The following is a 17212-nucleotide window of genomic DNA, read 5'->3' on the forward strand; positions in this document are numbered from 1 at the left end:
GGATGACCTTCGAACGGCCGCCCGTGGGGGGCGCGGCCGGGAACGAGCCGACGCAGGTCCCGCACCCCGCACGTGGGGTGCGGGACCTGCGCGTCGAGAGGCTCGACCTGGCCGCCGGACTCACCGGCCCAGACACGGACGGCGTCGCCCGCCGCGCGGCGGTGGTCGCGCTCGTCAACCAGAGGCTCGCCGAGCTCTGGGAGGAGGCGACGGACGGGCACGACGTCGGCGGCGTCGCGCTCGGCGCCGTCGGGAGCATCGGGCGCGGCGACGCGAGCCCGGTGAGCGACCTGGACCTGCTGCTGGTGCACGAGGGCCGCTCGCGCAGCGCCGAGGAGCTCGCGGCACTGGCGCAGCGGCTCTGGTACCCCATCTGGGACGCCGGCCTCGATCTCGACCACTCCGTCCGCTCGCTCGCCCAGTGCCGGCAGGTCGCCTCCAAGGACCTGCCGGCCGCGGTGGGGCTGCTCGACCTGCAGCCGGTCGCGGGCGACGCCGTGGTGGTCTCCCGGGCCAAGTCGGCGCTGCTGGAGGACTGGCGGGCCGCGGCCCGCCGCCGGCTGCCCGAGCTGATCGCCTCCACGCGCGAGCGGGCGGAGCGCCACGGCGAGCTCGCGTACCTCATCGAGCCGGAGCTCAAGGAGGCGCGCGGCGGGATCCGCGACGCCGTGGTGCTCTCGGCGCTCACGGCGTCCTGGCTCACGGACCGGCCGCACGGCGCGGTCGACCGCGCCTACGCGCACCTGCTCGACGTCCGCGACACGGTGCAGGTCATCACCCGGCGGCACACCAACCGCCTGCTGCTCGCCGACCAGGACGAGGTCGCGGCGCTCGTCGGCTTCGACGACCGCGACGACCTGCTGGCATCCATCGCCGAGGCGGGGCGCGTCATCTCCTACGCGCTCGACACCACGGCGCGCAACGCGCGCCAGGCGCTGCAGCGTCCCGCACGCGGCCCCGTGTTCGTCCGGGGCCGGCGGACGCCGCCGAGGCTGCGGGCCATCGCGGAGGGTCTGGTCGAGCACGACGGCGAGATCGTGCTGGCGGTCGACGCGAAGCCGGCCGACGACCCGCTGCTCGCCCTGCGAGCCGCGGCGACCGCGGCCCGCACCGGGCTGGTGCTGTCGCCCGTCTCGGTCGCGAACCTGACCGCGACGCCCCCGCTGCCCGAGCCGTGGCCCAAGGCGGCGCGCGCCTACCTGTTGCAGCTGCTCGCTTCGGGGCACGCGCAGACGCCCATCTGGGAGGCGCTCGACCTCGCGGGCGTGGTCACCACCTGGATCCCCGAGTGGGCGGGCGTGCGCAACCGCCCGCAGCGCTCGCCCGTGCACCGGCACACGGTGGACCGCCACCTCGTGGAGACCGTGGCCAACGCCGCGTCGCAGCGGCGCGAGCTCGAGCTGGGGGACACCCTGCTGCTCGCCGCGCTGCTGCACGACATCGGCAAGCGGGCCGGCGCGGGGGACCACAGCGTCGAGGGCGCGCGCCTGGCCGGCCCGATCGTGACGCGGATGGGGTTCGGCGCGCAGGTGGCGGCCGACGTCACGCGGTTGGTGCGCGAGCACCTCACGCTCGTCGACCTGGCCACCACGGCCGACCCCGACGACCCGCAGACCGTGGAGCGGCTGCTCGCGGCCGTGGACCACCGCGCCGACCTGCTCGCCGCGCTGCGCGTGCTCAGCGAGGCGGACGCCGTCGCGGCCGGCCCGGCGGCATGGAGCGCGTGGCGTGCCACGCTCCTCGACGACCTCGTGGCACGAGCCCAGCGCGTCCTGGCGGGTACCCTGGACCGTCCCTGACCCATCGATCCGTGAGGACCGCCAGGTGTTCGCCACCCTGTCCGACCGACTGACGTCGACCTTCAAGAACCTGCGCACCAAGGGGCGGCTGTCCGAGGCGGACATCGACGCCACCGTGCGCGAGATCCGCCGCGCCCTGCTGGACGCGGACGTCGCCGTCCCCGTGGTCCGCTCGTTCACGGGGGCCGTGCGCGAGCGCGCGCTGTCGGCCGAGGTCTCGGCCGCGCTGAACCCGGCGCAGCAGATCGTCAAGATCGTCAACGAGGAGCTCGTCGCGATCCTCGGCGGCGACACGCGCACGCTGAACATGGCGAAGAACCCGCCGACGGTCATCCTCCTGGCGGGTCTCCAGGGTGCCGGCAAGACGACCCTCGCGGGCAAGCTCGCGCTGCACCTGAAGTCGCAGGGGCACACGCCGCTGCTCGTGGCCGCCGACCTGCAGCGTCCCAACGCGGTGACCCAGCTCCAGGTGGTCGGCGAGCGTGCCGGCGTGCCCGTGTTCGCGCCGCACCCCGGCAACCAGGGCTCCGACGACGTGCTGCCGTTCGGCGCGGACCCGGTGGGCGTGGCGCGCGCCGGCCTTGAGACCGCACACCAGCGCCAGCACGACGTCCTCATCGTCGACACCGCGGGACGCCTGGGCGTCGACGCCGACCTCATGCAGCAGGCGTCGGACATCCGCGACGCGGTGAGCCCCGACGAGATCCTGTTCGTCATCGACGCGATGATCGGCCAGGACGCCGTGACGACCGCGCAGGCCTTCGCCGACGGCGTGGGCTTCACGGGTGTCGTGCTGTCCAAGCTGGACGGCGACGCCCGCGGTGGCGCGGCCCTCTCGGTCGCCTCGGTGACCGGCCGGCCGATCATGTACGCGAGCACCGGTGAGAAGCTCACCGACTTCGAGGTGTTCCACCCGGACCGCATGGCGTCGCGCATCCTCGACATGGGCGACGTGCTCACCCTCATCGAGCAGGCCGAGAAGAACTTCGACGCCGAGCAGACCGAGAAGATGGCGGGCAAGCTCGCCGCGGGCGAGGACTTCACGCTCGAGGACTTCCTCGAGCAGATGAACCAGCTCAAGAAGATGGGCTCGATGAAGAAGATGTTCGGGATGCTCCCGGGCATGGGTCAGATGCGCGAGGCGCTGGACAACTTCGACGAGCGTGACGTCGACAGGATCGAGGCGATCATCCGCTCGATGACGCCCGCCGAGCGCCGGAACCCCAAGATCATCAACGGCTCGCGTCGCTCGCGCATCGCGGCCGGCTCGGGCACCACCCCCACGGACATCAACCAGCTGCTGCAGCGCTTCGAGGGCGCGCAGAAGATGATGAAGCAGATGGCCAAGGGCGGAGGCATGCCGGGCATGCCTCCGGGCATGGGCAACCTGCCGGGCATGGGCGGGAAGAAGTCGCGGGGCAAGCAGGCGCCCGCACGCAAGATCAAGGGCAAGTCGGGCAACCCGGCGCTGCGGGCTCAGCAGGAGCGCGGCATCGCGACCAAGCCCGCGGCGCCCGCCGGCTCGGCCTTCGGGCTGGGCGCCGCCGCGCCGAAGGACGTCGACCCCTCGACGCTCGAGCTCCCGGCGGGGCTCGACAAGTTCCTCGGGGGTCGCTGATCCGATGACCGCGCTGCACCTGCGCGGCACGGTGGTCCTCGACGACGACCGCGAGGTCGGCGAGGTGTGGGTGGTCGGCGGGCGGCTGACCTTCACGCGTCCGTCGCTGCCGACGACGACGCTCGAGGGCGTCGTGCTGCCCGGGCTCGTGGACGTGCACTGCCACGTCGGGCTCGCCGCGGACGGACCCGTCGCGGACGAGGTCGCGGAGGCTCAGGCCCGGGCGGACCGGGACTCGGGGGTCCTGCTGGTCCGCGACGCCGGGTCGCCGGCGGACACGGCCTGGGTCCATGCGCGCGAGGACCTGCCCCGGCTGATCCGCAGCGGCCGCCACCTGGCGCTGCCCAAGCGGTACCTGCGCCACTACGGACGCGAGCTGTCCTCTCCGTCGGAGCTGCCCGCGGCGGTCCGCGAGGAGGCGGCGCGGGGCGACGGGTGGGTCAAGCTCGTCGCGGACTGGATCGACCGGTCGCTCGGCGAGGACGCCGACCTGACGCCCCTGTGGCCGGCCGAGGTGCTGCGCGAGGCCGTCGACGCGGCGCACGCGGCGGGTGCCCGCGCCACGGCGCACACGTTCGCCGCGGAGTCGCTCGACGACCTGCTCGACGCCGGCATCGACTGCCTCGAGCACGCCACCGGTGCCTCGCCGCACCACATCGACAGGATCGCCGCGGCAGGCATCCCCGTGACCGCGACCCTCCTGCAGATCGCGCAGTTCCCGACCATCGCCGACCAGGGCGCTCGCTTCCCGCGGTTCGCGGCGCGGATGAGGGCGATGGGGGAGCGGCGCTACGAGCACGTCCGGGACCTCCACGACGCCGGCGTGCCGGTGCTCGTCGGCACCGACGCGGGCGGCACGCTCCGGCACGGCCTGATCGCCGCCGAGGCGCTCGAGATGACCCGCGCGGGCATCCCGGCCCGCGAGGTCGTCGCCGCGGCCAGCTGGCGCACGCGGCGGTGGCTGGGCGTGCCGTCCATCGAGGAGGGCGCGAGCGCGGACGTCGTGGTCTACGCCGACGACCCGCGGGTCGAGATCCAGGCGCTGGCAGCGCCGAGGTCCGTGATCCTGCGAGGCGTCGCCCGGCCCTGAGCGCTGAGCGGCCCACGGGCCCCGTCGTGGCGCGGGTCACGGTGTTGGGGGGCGCCCGACTCGTCTGGCACAATGGTCGGCTGTACCCGATGGAGGCAGCCCCTCTACCTGCCCTCGTCGCGTCCTTCGTGCCACCGGCTGGCCCAACCCCACGGGCCGTGCGGCAGCGCAACCACAGCAGACCTCAGGAGAAGACCACACCGTGGCCACCAAGATTCGTCTCAAGCGCCTGGGCAAGATCCGCGCGCCGTACTACCGCATCGTCGTCGCCGACTCGCGCACCAAGCGCGACGGTCGCGTGATCGAGGAGATCGGCAAGTACCACCCCACCGAGGAGCCCTCGTTCATCGAGGTCGACTCCGAGCGTGCGCAGTACTGGCTCGGCGTCGGCGCGCAGCCGACCGAGCAGGTCGCCGTCCTTCTCAAGATCACCGGTGACTGGCAGAAGTTCAAGAACCTGCCCGGCCAGGAGGGCACCCTCCGCACCAAGGCCGACAAGGCCGACCCGAAGGCCGCCATCGAGGCCGCCGCCGCCGACGCCGAGAAGGTCAAGGCGAAGGCGTCGGAGAAGAAGGCCGAGGCCCCCGCGGCCGAGGCCCCGGCCGCCGAGGCCACCGAGGACGAGCAGGCCTGATGCTCGCCGAGGCGCTCGAGCACCTGGTGCGCGGCATCGTCGACCACCCTGACGACGTCCGCGTGAGCTCCTCGTCGCTGCGACGCGGCGAGCTGCTGGAGGTCCGGGTCCACCCGGACGACCTCGGTCGCGTCATCGGGCGCGCCGGCCGGACCGCCAAGGCGCTGCGCACGGTGGTGGGGGCGCTGTCCTCCGACGGCTCCGTGCGCGTCGACGTGGTCGACGTCGACCGGCGCTGAGCCGGGCGCGTCCAGCCTCGGCAACGCATCGCACAGCTCCACGAAGGCCCGGTCCCCTACCCTGGGGGCCGGGCCTTCGCCCACGTCACGGAGGAAACATGGAACTCGTCGTCGCGGTCGTCGGCCGTGCCCACGGGCTGCGCGGTGAGGTCGGGCTCGACCTGCGCACCGACGCGCCCGACGAGCGTCTCGCCGTCGGCTCGGTGCTGACCACGCAGCCCGCGTCGGCCGGCCCGCTCACGATCGTCGGCACGCGGATCCAGCAGGGTCGCTGGTACGTGCAGTTCGCGGAGGTGCAGGACCGCACCGCGGCCGAGGCGCTGCGGGGCACCACCATCGTCACGGACTCGGAGGAGTCCGACGACTCCGACGACGAGGACGCCTGGTACCCGCACGAGCTCGCGGGCCTACGGGCCGAGCACGTCGACGGGCGCGTCCTGGGCGAGATCGTGGGCCTCGAGCACCTGCCGGCCCACGACGTGCTGGTGCTGCGCGAGACCGACGGCGCACGCACGCTGGTCCCGTTCGTCCGCGCGATCGTCCCGGTCGTGGACGTCGCCGGTGGCCGCGTGGTGCTCGACCCCCCGGGCGGCCTGCTCGCCTCGGACGTCGCCAACCTCGTCGTCTCGGACGAGACGCGCGGCCCGGCCGAGGACTGACGTGCGCATCGACGTCGTCTCGATCTTCCCGGACTACCTCGCACCGCTCGGGCTGTCGCTCGTCGGCAAGGCGCGCGAGTCGGGCCTGCTGGACCTGCGCGTGCACGACCTGCGCGACTGGACCACGGACCGGCACCGCACGGTGGACGACACCCCGTTCGGCGGCGGTGCGGGCATGGTCATGCGGCCGGACGTGTGGGGGCGCGCGCTCGACGACGTGCTCGACGACGGCGCGCACCTGCTGATCCCGACGCCCTCCGGCGAGCCGCTCACGCAGCGCACCGCAGAGGCGCTGGCCACCGAGCAGCACCTGGTCATCGCGTGCGGCCGCTACGAGGGGATCGACGCACGGGTCGCGGAGCACTACCGCGCGCGCCCGGGCGTCCGCGTCAGCGAGTTCTCCATCGGCGACTACGTGCTCAACGGGGGAGAGGTGGCCGCGCTCGTCGTCGTCGAGGCGGTGGGCCGGCTGCTGCCTGGTGTGGTGGGCAACCCGCACTCGCTCGTCGAGGAGTCGCACGGCGCGGCCGGGCTGCTCGAGTACCCGGTGTACACCAAGCCGCCCGCGTGGGCGGACCTCGAGATCCCCGACGTCCTGCTGTCGGGCCATCACGCCCGCATCGAGCGGTGGCGGCGGGACCAGGCGCTGGCGCGCACCGCGGCGCGGCGCCCGGACATGATCGCCGCGCTGGATCTCGCGGGTCTCGACAAGCACGATCTCGCGACGCTCGCCGAGCTCGGATGGCGGCCCGAGGGCGGGAGCCTGGCGCGGTCCTGATTTCCGCCGGCGTGGCCCGCTGTGGCAGAATCGCCTGTTGGTGCGCGTACGGCCGCGTCTCTGCCACAGGGGAGACGATCACGGCCACCCGGGACTCGGTTCACGGACGCACCCGAACCAGACCATGGGGACGTCGGTCCTTGCCCGCCTGCGCGGGTGCCCGGCGGCCCACGATGACGCTCCTGACCTGTGGCAGGGCGGGGAAGTGAACACCATGCACACGCTCGACCAGGTCGACGCAGCGTCGCTGCGCTCCGACATCCCGGACTTCCGCGCCGGCGACACGCTCAAGGTCAACGTCAAGGTCGTCGAGGGCAACCGCTCGCGCATCCAGGCGTTCCAGGGTGTCGTCATCGCCCGCCAGGGCGACGGCGTCCGCGAGACCTTCACGGTCCGCAAGGTCAGCTTCCAGGTCGGCGTCGAGCGCACGTTCCCCGTGCACTCCCCGAGCCTGGACTCGATCGAGGTCGTGACGCGCGGTGACGTCCGTCGCGCGAAGCTGTACTACCTGCGCAAGCTCCGCGGCAAGAAGGCCAAGATCAAGGAGAAGCGCGACTCGATCCCGGCCAAGAAGGCCTGACGATCACGCAGCGTCCTCGACGGGCGGTCACCTCCGGGTGGCCGCCCGTCGGCGTACCGGGGAACGTGCGTCTCGGCCCGCGGCGGTGTGCACAGGACCCGTCCGGGCATGCGAGAGTTGCGTGGTGATCGAGCCCGCCGACGACGTCGCGCAGCCCAGCCCCGCCGCCGACGCGCACCCCACCGCCGAGCCCGTCGTCCCGCGGCACGCAGCGGCCGCCGGACGCCGCGGCAAGCAGCGCAGCGCGTCCGTCTCGTTCCTGCGCGAGACGGTGATCATCCTCGTCAGCGCCCTCGTGCTGTCGCTCATCGTGAAGACGTTCCTGGTCCAGGCCTTCTTCATCCCGAGCGCCTCGATGCACGACACCCTGATCGAGAACGACCGGATCCTGGTGAGCAAGCTGAGCCCGGGGCCGTTCGACCTGCACCGCGGCGACATCGTGGTGTTCAAGGACCCGGGCGGATGGCTCCCGGCGCCGGTGGAGACCGAGCGCGGGCCCATCGGGACCGCGGTGCGCGACACGCTCACGTACGTCGGCCTCTACCCGGACGACGCCGGGGAGCACCTGGTCAAGCGCCTGATCGGCCTACCGGGCGACCACGTCACGTGCGCGGGCGCGGGCAAGAAGCTCACGGTCAACGGTGCGCCGCTCGACGAGCCCTACCTCGCGCCCGGCGCGCAGCCGTGCGAGACCGCGTTCGACACCGTGGTGCCGCCCGAGAGCATGTGGGTCATGGGCGACAACCGGCAGCACTCCGCGGACTCGCGCTTCCACCAGGGCGAGCCGGGCGGTGGGTCGGTGCCGCTGAAGAACGTGGTCGGCAAGGCCTTCGTCATCGTCTGGCCCGCGGACCACTGGCAGCTGCTGCGCAACCCTGGCGCGACCTTCGCGGACGTGCCGGACCCGTCGTGAGCGTCGGCACCACCCCGGTGGTCGTGGCCAGGCGGCCGACGACGCGTCCCGGGCCGCACCTGCGGCACGAGCGCCTGCTCCTGCGCGACGGCGCGCGGCTGGTGGCTGGGATGGACGAGGTGGGGCGCGGCGCGCTGGCCGGCCCGGTCAGCGTGGGGGTGGTCGTCATCGACGCGACGACGCGCTCGGCGCCGCGCGGCGTCGCGGACTCCAAGCTGTTGACGCCCCTGGCCCGCACCGCGCTGCTCCCCGCGCTCGGGCGCTGGGGCGTGGCGCGCGCCGTCGGGCACGCGAGCGCCGCGGAGATCGACGAGATCGGCATCATCGCGGCGCTGCGCCTGGCCGGCACCCGTGCGCTGTCGGTCGTCGCGGCACTCGTCGGGCCGGTCGACGCCGTGCTGCTCGACGGCTCGCACGACTGGCTGAGCGCGCCCGCGCAACCGTCCCTGTTCGACGAGCCCGTCGTCGATGGCCCCGCGCGTCCGCGAGTGCACCTGCGGGTCAAGGCTGATCGGACGTGCGCGAGCGTGGCCGCCGCGAGCGTGCTCGCCAAGTGCGAGCGCGACGCGATGATGGTCACCCTCGCGCCCGAGCACGCGCCCTACCGCTGGGACGAGAACAAGGGGTACGCCTCGCCCGACCACCTGGCGGCGCTCGGCGAGCACGGTCCCAGCGTGCTGCACCGCCGCTCGTGGCGGTTGCCGGGTGTGCCCGACGACGGCGCTGGTGGGGGATGATGAGCGCGTGAGTGCCGAGGACCTGGAGAACTACGAGACCGACATGGAGCTCGCGCTGTACCGCGAGTACCGCGACGTCGTCGGCCTCTTCTCGTACGTGGTGGAGACCGAGCGCCGCTTCTACCTGGCCAACCAGGTGGACCTGCAGGTGCGGTCGGCGGCCGGCGAGGTGTACTTCGAGCTCACGCTCGGCGACGCCTGGGTCTGGGACGTGTACCGCTCGGCCCGCTTCGTGAAGTCGGTGCGGGTGGTGACGTTCAAGGACGTCAACGTCGAGGAGCTGGCGAAGGCCGAGCTCGACCTCGGCGGCGGTGCGGCCTTCCCGCGCTGATCTGCTGGGGCCGGGGCCCGGGCTCTCCGTGAGGTGACCACAGGCCATCTCGTGGGCTGAGTCGTCCACAGCCATGCCGCCGAACCGGCTTCCCAGGCATGCTCGGCCACCAGGGTGGCTGCCATGCGAGCACAGGACGCCGTGGGGCGGTACGGCGAGGACGTGGCGGCGAGGCACGTCGTCGAGGCGGGCTGGACCGTCCTGGACCGGAACTGGCGGTGCCGGGACGGCGAGCTGGACCTGGTCGGCCTCGACGGCGACGAGCTCGTCGTGGTCGAGGTCAAGACGCGCCGGTCGGTCGCGTACGGTCCGCCAGCGGAGGCGGTGACCCGGCACAAGCTGGCCCGCGTGCGGCGGCTCGCCGCACAGTGGCTCGCGGCCCACGACGTGCGGGTGGCGTCGGTGCGCGTGGACGTCATCGCGGTGCTGCTGCCGGCGCGGGGCGCTGCCGTGGTCGACCACCTCGTGGGGGTGGTCTGAGTGGCGCTGGGGCGGACCCTCGCGGTCGCGCTGGTCGGCCTGACCGGGCACGTGGTCGAGGTGGAGGCGCACCTGGCGGCCTCCCTGCCGGCGTTCACGCTCGTGGGCCTCCCCGACGCCTCGCTCAGCGAGGCCCGTGACCGCGTGCGGGCCGCGGTGACCTCGACCGGTCTGGCGTGGCCCAACCGCCGGATCACCGTCAACCTCTCGCCGGCGACGCTGCCCAAGACCGGGTCGTCCTTCGACCTGGCTGTCGCCGTCGCGACGCTCGCCGGTGCCGAGCTGCTGGACGGGGCCCGGGCGGCAGGCGTCGTGCACATCGGTGAGCTCGGGCTCGACGGGCGGCTGCGGCCGGTCCGCGGCGTGCTGCCCGCGGTCGCCGCCGCGGTCGCGGCCGGTCATCCCCGGGTCGTGGTCCCGCACGGCAACGCGGCGGAGGCCGCGCTGGTCCCCGGTGCCCTCGTGGCCGGTGCGGCGTCGCTGGGCGAGGTCGCCGCTCGGTACGGCGCGGACCTCGACGTGCCGGTGCCTGAGCCCGTGCCCCTGGACCGGGCGCAGCCCGCGGCCGCGCAGCACGTCCTTGACCTCGCTGACGTGGTGGGGCAGGAGGAGGCGCGCGAGTGCCTGGAGGTCGCGGCGGCAGGCGGCCACCACGTGCTCATGGTCGGCCCGCCCGGCACAGGCAAGACGATGCTGGCGGCACGTCTGCCGGGGCTGCTGCCGGACCTCGCGGAGGTCGATGCCGTCGAGGTCACGGCGGTGCACTCGGTGGCCGGCACGTTCGAACCGGGTGGCGGGCTGCTGCGCCGACCGCCCTTCGAGGACCCGCACCACACCGCGACGCCGGCGAGCGTGGTGGGCGGAGGATCGGGCATGCCGCGTCCCGGCGCCGCCTCGCGTGCGCACCGCGGCGTCCTGTTCCTCGACGAGGCGCCCGAGTTCTCGACCGCCGTGCTGCAGACCCTGCGACAGCCCCTCGAGCACGGCGAGCTCGTGCTCCACCGGGCGCTCGGCACGGCGCGGTACCCCGCGCGGTTCCAGCTGGTGCTCGCGGCCAACCCGTGCCCGTGCGGGCGGGCGGTGGGCAAGGGGTTGGACTGCACGTGCCGCAGCGAGCAGCGCCGACGCTACTTCGGCAAGCTCTCCGGCCCGCTGCTGGACCGGGTCGACCTCCAGGTCGAGCTCCGGCCGGCCCGTTCGGGAGGTGCGGCGGGTGAGCCCACCGCCGTGGTCGCGCGCCGCGTCGCTGCCGCTCGCTCGTCGGCGGCCGAGCGGCTCGCCGGCACGCCGTGGCGCACGAGCGCCGAAGCCCCCGGCGGCTGGCTGCGCGAGCGCCTCGGTGCCGACGCCGCCCTGCTGGGGGAGCTCGACCGCGCGCTGGACCGCGGGACGCTCAGCCTGCGCGGAGCCGATCGCGTGATCCGGGTGGCGTGGACCTTGGCCGACCTGGACGGCCGGGCCGCGCCCACGCGTGCCGACCTCGGTCGTGCGCTGCTGCTGCGGACGCGGGGGCACGGCGCATGAGCGGCTCACCCGGATCGGGTCCGGCACCCCGGTGGGCGGCCGACGACGAGCACGACGAGCGCCTCGCGCGCGCCGCGTGGTCGGCGCTCGCCGAGCCCGGTGACCCCGTCGCAGGTGCGCTCGTCGCGGCGCTGGGAGCCGGTGCGTCGCTGCGCCTGGTCCCGTTGGCCGTCCGCGACGGGCTCCGCGCCGCCTGGGCGGCGGTGGTGGGAGCGCAGCCGGGGGACCTTCCGCCGCCGGGCGGTGTGCGTGTGGAGCGGGCAGTCGAGCGCTGGGCTCTCCGCTTGGCCCAGGTGGATCCGTGGGCGGATCTCGCTGCGGCGGAGAGCGCGGGCGCTCGGTTCCTGGTGCCGGGTGAGCCGGGATGGCCGAGCGGTCTGGACGATCTTGGTCCTGCCGCGCCGTTCGGGCTGTGGGTGCGCGGGGGCGCGGGCGGAGGCGCAGGGGGGAGCACGACCAGCGGCCGGGCCGGGGGCGCAGGCGAGAGCACGAGCAGCGGCTGGGGCAGGGACGCAGGCGGGCGCACGGACCGAAGCGAAGGCGGATGCGCGGACGCGGGTGCGGGGCTCGGGGAGTTGCTGCGGAGGTCCGTGGCACTGGTCGGCTCGCGTGCGGCGACGACGTACGGCGAGCGCGTGGCGGTGGATCTGGCAGCGGGGCTGGTCGACGCCGGGGCGTGCGTGGTTTCCGGCGGCGCCTACGGGATCGACGCCGCGGCGCACCGTGGCGCGCTGGCCCGGGGCGGGGGGACCGTGGTGCTGCTTGCGGGGGGAGTGGACCGGTCGTACCCGGCGGGGAACGCGCGGCTCTTCGAGACCGTCGTGAGTTCGGGAGGCGCGCTGGTCGCCGAGGTCCCGCCGGGACGGCTGCCCACCAAGAGCCGGTTCCTGCAGCGCAACCGGCTCATCGCTGCCGCAGCCGGAGCGACGGTCGTCGTCGAGGCGGCGTGGAGATCGGGGGCCATGAGCACGGCGCACCACGCGGCGCGCCTGCTGCGGCCTGTGGGCGCGGTCCCGGGCCCCGTGACCTCGATGGCGTCGGCGGGATGCCACCGCCTGCTGCGCGAGGGCTCGGCCGTGTGCGTGACCGACGCGGCCGAGGTGATGGACCTTGCCGGACTGGTCGGCACCGACCTGGCGGACGAGCCGGCGGCAGAACGCCGCCGTGGCGACGGACTCGATCCGGTCGCGTCCCGGGTGCTCGAGGCACTCCCGCGCCGGAGAGGCGCCGGAACCGAAGCACTCGCTGCCCGCGCGGGGGTGACTCTGGGCGAGGCTCGGTCGGCCCTCGGGCTGCTCGAGCTCGGTGGGCTGGTCGAGCGCGACGTGTGGGGGTGGCGCCTGCTCGGCAGCTGAGGCGAGCGAGGGGGGTGCGTTCTGGATGCGTGGGTGCTCTGTGCGTCGGGTGTCCGGCAATGGGCATCCGACCTCTCGGCTCAAAAATCGGGAGAATCGGACATTCGCCTTTCCGGTGGCCGTCCACGCCGGCCCGTGATGTTCTGGGCAACGAGGTGGGCCCTGTGTGAAGCTCCGCGCGCCACACGAACGGGCGAACGGCGCGCTCGATCGGGGGGGAGGGGCAGATCGAGCCCTCGGACTGAGCCGCCGAGCGGGTGAAAAAACTCACCGACACGCGCATTTGGGGGCCGACAATCGGACATTCCGGTGGCATTCACCCGGGATTAGCCCGGCCAGGTGAATCTGGTCCTTGTTCAAAGCGTGCACTCAGGTCACCGTAGGGACATGCGAGTGACGGAGATCATCGAGAACACGCCCTCCCGGGTGTCGCTTCTCGACGACTTCTCCGGGTATGTGTCCGCTCAGCGCGGGCTGTCTGCGCACACGGACCGCGCCTATCGCGGCGACATCGAGGCGCTCCTCGCCTTCTCGGTCCGGCACGGTGCGACGACCCTGGACGAGGTCGACCTGGGGATGCTGCGTGCATGGCTCGCGTCTCAGGCAGCCGCCAAGCGGAGTCGGGCCACGATCGCGCGCCGCGGTGCCGCTGCTCGCACGTTCCTTGCCTGGGCGGCGCGGACCGGCCGCATCGCGTCGGACCCATCGGTGCGCCTCGCGACCGCCCGTGTGCCGGCGCCGCTGCCCACCGTCCTGCGCTCGACGGCCGCCTCGCAGATGCTGGACGCCGCCCGCGACCGCGCCGCCGGGGCCGAGCCCCTGCAGCTGCGCGACTGGGCCCTGCTCGAGCTGCTCTACGCGACCGGCGTCCGCGTCGGCGAGCTGTGCGCGACCGACCTGCGCGACCTGGACCTCGCGGAGCGCACCGTGCGCGTGCTCGGCAAGGGCGCCAAGGAGCGGGTGGTGCCCTTCGGTGTGCCCGCCCGGGACGCGCTGCTCCGCTGGCTCGACACCGGCCGCCCCGCGCTGGCCCGCCCCGACTCGCCCGACGCGCTGTTCCTCGGTGCGCGCGGCGGTCGGGTGGACCCCCGCCAGGTGCGCGACGTCGTCCACCGCGCGTCCGCGGCAGCGGACGTGGACGACCTCGCCCCGCACGGGCTCCGCCACACGGCGGCCACGCACCTCCTCGAAGGCGGCTCCGACCTGCGCAGCGTGCAGGAGATGCTCGGCCACGCCAGCCTCGCGACGACCCAGCGCTACACCCACATCTCGGCCGAGCGGCTCCGCTCGGCCTACGCACTCGCCCACCCCCGCGCTTGAGCCCCCTCGACGGAGCAATGATGACCACGACCCTGACTGACGTCGCCGCTGCCTGGTCGGCACACGTCGGCACCGACGCCGCTCCGGCCGGCGTGCTGCCCCAGCCGCGGGAAGCGCTCGCCGACATCGACGCCGTCGTCGATGTCGTCGCGGAGCCGGCCGTCGTCGCCCCCGAGATCCCGACCCAGCGCCAGCCCGCCCTCGACGAGGTCGCCGCGGCCGTCGCACTGCTCTGGAGCACCTTCAAGGGCGAGGGCTGCCCCGACGCCCGGCAGCGGCTGATCCTGCACTATGCGCCGCTCGTGGCCGCCGTGGCCGGTCGCGTCGGGATGCGTCTGCCGAGCACCGTGGAGCACGGCGACCTCGTCTCGTACGGGATGTTCGGCCTCATCGACGCGATCGAGAAGTACGAGACCGACCGTGCCGTGAAGTTCGAGTCGTACGCGAGCTCGCGGATCCGCGGCGCCATCATCGACGAGCTGCGCGCCATGGACTGGGTGCCGCGCTCCGTGCGCACCAAGGCGCGCGCCGTCGACCGTGCCTACACCGAGCTCGAGTGCACCCTGCACCGCGCGCCCACCGAGCTGGAGATCGCCCGGCACATGCAGGTGCCCGTGGCCGAGCTGCGCTCCGTGTACTCCCAGCTCTCCTCGGTCAACGTCGCGGCACTCGACGAGCTCCTCAACGGCGGCGAGGACCGCGTGGGCGGCGTCTCCCTCGGCGACACGCTCGGCGACGACCGCATGCAGGACCCGGCCGGGACTGTCGAGGCAGCCGAGACCTCGTTCTTGCTGGGTCGCGCCATCGAGCAGCTCGGTGAGCGCGAGCGGATCGTCGTGGTCATGTACTACTACGAGGGCATGACGCTCGCCGAGATCGGGCGCGTGCTCGGTGTGACCGAGTCCCGCGTCTCCCAGATGCACACGGCCGCGATGCTGCGGCTGCGCGGGCGTCTGACCGCAGCCGGCGTCTGACCGCAGCGCCCGGCGCCCCGTGTCGCCGGGTGCCGGGGTCATCCCCTCGGCACGGGCCCGGGGAGCAGCACGATCGGTCCGGCGCGTCCCAGGAGTGCCATCGGGTCGACGTAGCGGGGCGGAGAGCCGCGCCCGGACCGCACGCCCCAGTGCAGGCACGCTGCTACGCAGTGCCATGCCCGAGGCGCCAGCGAGCCGATGGCCTCGCCGACCCTGACCCGGTCGCCCGCAGCCACGTCCGGGGCCACCGGCTCGACGCTCGAGCGCAGCCCGCCCGGGTGCGCGATCGAGACGAGGGGCCGACCGGCGACCCGACCCGCGAACGTGACGACCCCATCGCCCGGAGCGAGCACGTCCGCGCCGACGACCGCCGCGAGGTCGACGCCGCGGTGGCCCGCCACCCAGGGCGCGGGAGGCGGCTCGAACGCCCGCACCACGTGGGCCCGCCCCGGCAGGGGGAGCGTGAACCCGTGCGAGGCGGCCGCGGCCGACGGCGACGCCACCCCCGGCCGGAAGCCATCTGCCGAGGCGCGTGCGACGGCAGGGGCGAGCAGTGCGGCGAAGACGGAGCACAGGGCGAGGACGGCGACGAGCTGTGCCAGGCGGCGTCGGGGAAAGGGTGCGCGGGTGTGGGCCATGGCGCCAGCGTGCGCGGCGGCCGGCGCGTCGGGTCGCGGACAGCACGCACCGGTGCGGTGAGTGGCGACGTGCGGGGGCTGTGGACGCGTCGGCGGGAGGTGGGGGCCCGGACACGGCGCACCGGGCACCCGCGCGGACCGGCGAACCGTGCACCCACGCGGAGCGCAACGTGGCCCACACGGATCGGCACCGGGCACCCATGCGGGTCGGCGCACCGGGCGCCAGCGCGGGTCGGCGCACCGGGCACCCGCGCGGGTCGGCGCACCGGGGCACCCGCGCGGGTCGGCGCACCGGGCACCCACGCGGATCGGCTAGACTTCCGCATGCGACCGGTCCGTGCCGGTCGACTTCGCGCGTCATCCTCCCGTCCCATCCCGCTCGTCGGGCCCTGGGCCGGGGTCGACACCGCAACGGTCCGGGCCCTCGGGTCCGGCGCGGTCCGTCGACATGACGCCAGGGGCACCGACTCACGTCGGGGCCGACAACCGAGAATGCGTTCCCCCCGCGGGGGTCGCCATGTCGCGCGTGCCGCAAGGCGCGCGCCGGAAGGACGTGCCATGGCCGTCGTGACCATGCGCCAGCTGCTCGAGAGCGGTGTCCACTTCGGGCACCAGACCCGCCGCTGGAACCCCAAGATGAAGCGCTTCATCTTCACCGAGCGCAACGGCATCTACATCGTCGACCTGCAGCAGTCGCTGTCGTACATCGACAACGCCTACGAGTTCGTCAGCCAGACCGTCGCGCACGGTGGGACGATCCTGTTCGTCGGCACCAAGAAGCAGGCGCAGGAGCCCGTGGCCGAGCAGGCCGCCCGCGTGGGCATGCCCTACGTGAACCAGCGCTGGCTCGGCGGCATGCTGACCAACTTCGGCACCGTGCACAAGCGCCTGCAGCGCCTCAAGGAGCTCGAGCAGATCGACTTCGACGACGTGGCGAGCTCGCCGCTGACGAAGAAGGAGCTGCTGGTCCTGCGCCGCGAGAAGGACAAGCTCTCGAAGACGCTCGGCGGCATCCGTGACATGGCCAAGGTCCCCTCGGCCGTGTGGATCGTCGACACCAACAAGGAGCACCTCGCCGTCAACGAGGCGCGCAAGCTCGGCATCCCCGTCGTCGCGATCCTCGACACCAACTGCGACCCCGACGTTGTCGACTACCCGATCCCGGGCAACGACGACGCGATCCGCGCGGTCCAGCTGCTCACCCGCGTGATCGCGGACGCCGCCGCCGACGGCCTGCTCAAGCGTCACTCGGGCCGCACGGCCGCCGCCGAGGGCACCGCCACCGAGGCGGAGCCGCTCGCCGAGTGGGAGCGCGAGCTCCTGGCCGGTGCCGAGGCCGACCTGGCCGCGACCGAGGCTGCCGCGACCGAGGCTGCTCCGGCCGCCGAGGCTGCGCCCGCCGCCGCCGCCGACGCCGCGCCCGCCGAGACCGAGGCCGCCCCGGCCGAGGTCGTCGAGGAGGCTCCGGCCGCCGAGGCGCCCGCCGCCGACGAGGCCCCCGCGGCCGAGGCTGCCGCCGAGGGCGACGCCGCCTCCAAGTGAT

Annotated in this window: 18 protein-coding genes; 17 read left to right on the forward strand and 1 reads right to left on the reverse strand. The window is 74.1% G+C overall.

The window, feature by feature from the left end; genetic code table 11:
* Window positions 1-2: 2 nt before the first annotated feature.
* From QRT05_RS15220 to QRT05_RS15295, 16 genes are all read left to right on the forward strand, one after another.
* Complete coding sequence (locus QRT05_RS15220) at window positions 3-1799, forward strand: [protein-PII] uridylyltransferase (protein WP_289448188.1); 1797 nt, start codon at window positions 3-5, stop codon at window positions 1797-1799.
* A 25-nt stretch (window positions 1800-1824) separates the two neighbouring features.
* On the forward strand, window positions 1825-3417 hold the full coding sequence (gene ffh / locus QRT05_RS15225) for a signal recognition particle protein (protein WP_289448189.1): 1593 nt from the start codon (window positions 1825-1827) through the stop codon (window positions 3415-3417).
* Between the two features lie 4 nt (window positions 3418-3421).
* A complete protein-coding gene (locus tag QRT05_RS15230; RefSeq protein WP_289448190.1) occupies window positions 3422-4507 on the forward strand; it encodes an amidohydrolase family protein in 1086 nt (361 codons plus the stop codon).
* 202 nt (window positions 4508-4709) lie between these two features.
* Window positions 4710-5141, forward strand: a complete 432-nt coding sequence (gene rpsP, locus QRT05_RS15235) for a 30S ribosomal protein S16 (protein WP_289448191.1) — start codon at window positions 4710-4712, stop codon at window positions 5139-5141.
* Window positions 5141-5380: an RNA-binding protein gene (locus tag QRT05_RS15240; protein WP_289448192.1), complete on the forward strand. Its 240-nt coding sequence runs from the start codon at window positions 5141-5143 to the stop codon at window positions 5378-5380. The genes rpsP and QRT05_RS15240 overlap by 1 nt, the downstream gene beginning before the upstream one ends.
* A 98-nt stretch (window positions 5381-5478) precedes the next feature.
* Window positions 5479-6039, forward strand: a complete 561-nt coding sequence (gene rimM, locus QRT05_RS15245) for a ribosome maturation factor RimM (protein ID WP_289448193.1) — start codon at window positions 5479-5481, stop codon at window positions 6037-6039.
* Between the two features lies 1 nt (window position 6040).
* The gene (trmD, locus tag QRT05_RS15250) at window positions 6041-6817 is read left to right on the forward strand and encodes a tRNA (guanosine(37)-N1)-methyltransferase TrmD (protein WP_289448194.1); all 777 of its coding nucleotides are present in this window, start codon (window positions 6041-6043) and stop codon (window positions 6815-6817) included.
* A gap of 214 nt (window positions 6818-7031) precedes the next feature.
* A complete protein-coding gene (gene rplS / locus QRT05_RS15255) occupies window positions 7032-7397 on the forward strand; it encodes a 50S ribosomal protein L19 (RefSeq protein ID WP_289448195.1) in 366 nt (121 codons plus the stop codon).
* A gap of 124 nt (window positions 7398-7521) precedes the next feature.
* The gene (lepB, locus tag QRT05_RS15260) at window positions 7522-8310 is read left to right on the forward strand and encodes a signal peptidase I (RefSeq protein ID WP_326522656.1); all 789 of its coding nucleotides are present in this window, start codon (window positions 7522-7524) and stop codon (window positions 8308-8310) included.
* Window positions 8307-9047: a ribonuclease HII gene (locus QRT05_RS15265; protein WP_289448196.1), complete on the forward strand. Its 741-nt coding sequence runs from the start codon at window positions 8307-8309 to the stop codon at window positions 9045-9047. The genes lepB and QRT05_RS15265 overlap by 4 nt, the downstream gene beginning before the upstream one ends.
* A 7-nt stretch (window positions 9048-9054) precedes the next feature.
* Complete coding sequence (locus tag QRT05_RS15270) at window positions 9055-9378, forward strand: DUF2469 domain-containing protein (protein ID WP_289448197.1); 324 nt, start codon at window positions 9055-9057, stop codon at window positions 9376-9378.
* A gap of 123 nt (window positions 9379-9501) precedes the next feature.
* Window positions 9502-9858 carry a YraN family protein gene (locus QRT05_RS15275; protein ID WP_289448198.1) on the forward strand — a complete coding sequence of 119 codons (357 nt, stop codon included), beginning with the start codon at window positions 9502-9504 and terminating at the stop codon, window positions 9856-9858.
* Window positions 9859-11382: a YifB family Mg chelatase-like AAA ATPase gene (locus QRT05_RS15280; RefSeq protein WP_289448199.1), complete on the forward strand. Its 1524-nt coding sequence runs from the start codon at window positions 9859-9861 to the stop codon at window positions 11380-11382.
* Window positions 11379-12737 carry a DNA-processing protein DprA gene (locus QRT05_RS15285; RefSeq protein WP_289448200.1) on the forward strand — a complete coding sequence of 453 codons (1359 nt, stop codon included), beginning with the start codon at window positions 11379-11381 and terminating at the stop codon, window positions 12735-12737. The genes QRT05_RS15280 and QRT05_RS15285 overlap by 4 nt, the downstream gene beginning before the upstream one ends.
* Window positions 12738-13124: 387 nt before the next feature.
* Entirely contained in the window at window positions 13125-14057 is a 933-nt protein-coding gene (locus tag QRT05_RS15290) for a tyrosine recombinase XerC (RefSeq protein WP_289448201.1), read from the forward strand.
* A gap of 20 nt (window positions 14058-14077) precedes the next feature.
* Entirely contained in the window at window positions 14078-15031 is a 954-nt protein-coding gene (locus QRT05_RS15295) for a FliA/WhiG family RNA polymerase sigma factor (RefSeq protein ID WP_289448202.1), read from the forward strand.
* Window positions 15032-15069: 38 nt separating this feature from the next.
* Here the strand turns inward: QRT05_RS15295 and QRT05_RS15300 are convergent, their stop codons facing one another.
* A complete protein-coding gene (locus QRT05_RS15300; RefSeq protein WP_289448203.1) occupies window positions 15070-15669 on the reverse strand; it encodes a M23 family metallopeptidase in 600 nt (199 codons plus the stop codon).
* Between the two features lie 558 nt (window positions 15670-16227).
* On the opposite strand from QRT05_RS15300, the gene rpsB reads away from it, so the two are divergent.
* Window positions 16228-17211: a 30S ribosomal protein S2 gene (gene rpsB, locus QRT05_RS15305; protein WP_289448204.1), complete on the forward strand. Its 984-nt coding sequence runs from the start codon at window positions 16228-16230 to the stop codon at window positions 17209-17211.
* Window position 17212 lies beyond the last annotated feature (1 nt).

This window comes from Cellulomonas edaphi (genome assembly GCF_030362815.1).
Lineage (GTDB): Bacteria > Actinomycetota > Actinomycetes > Actinomycetales > Cellulomonadaceae > Cellulomonas > Cellulomonas edaphi.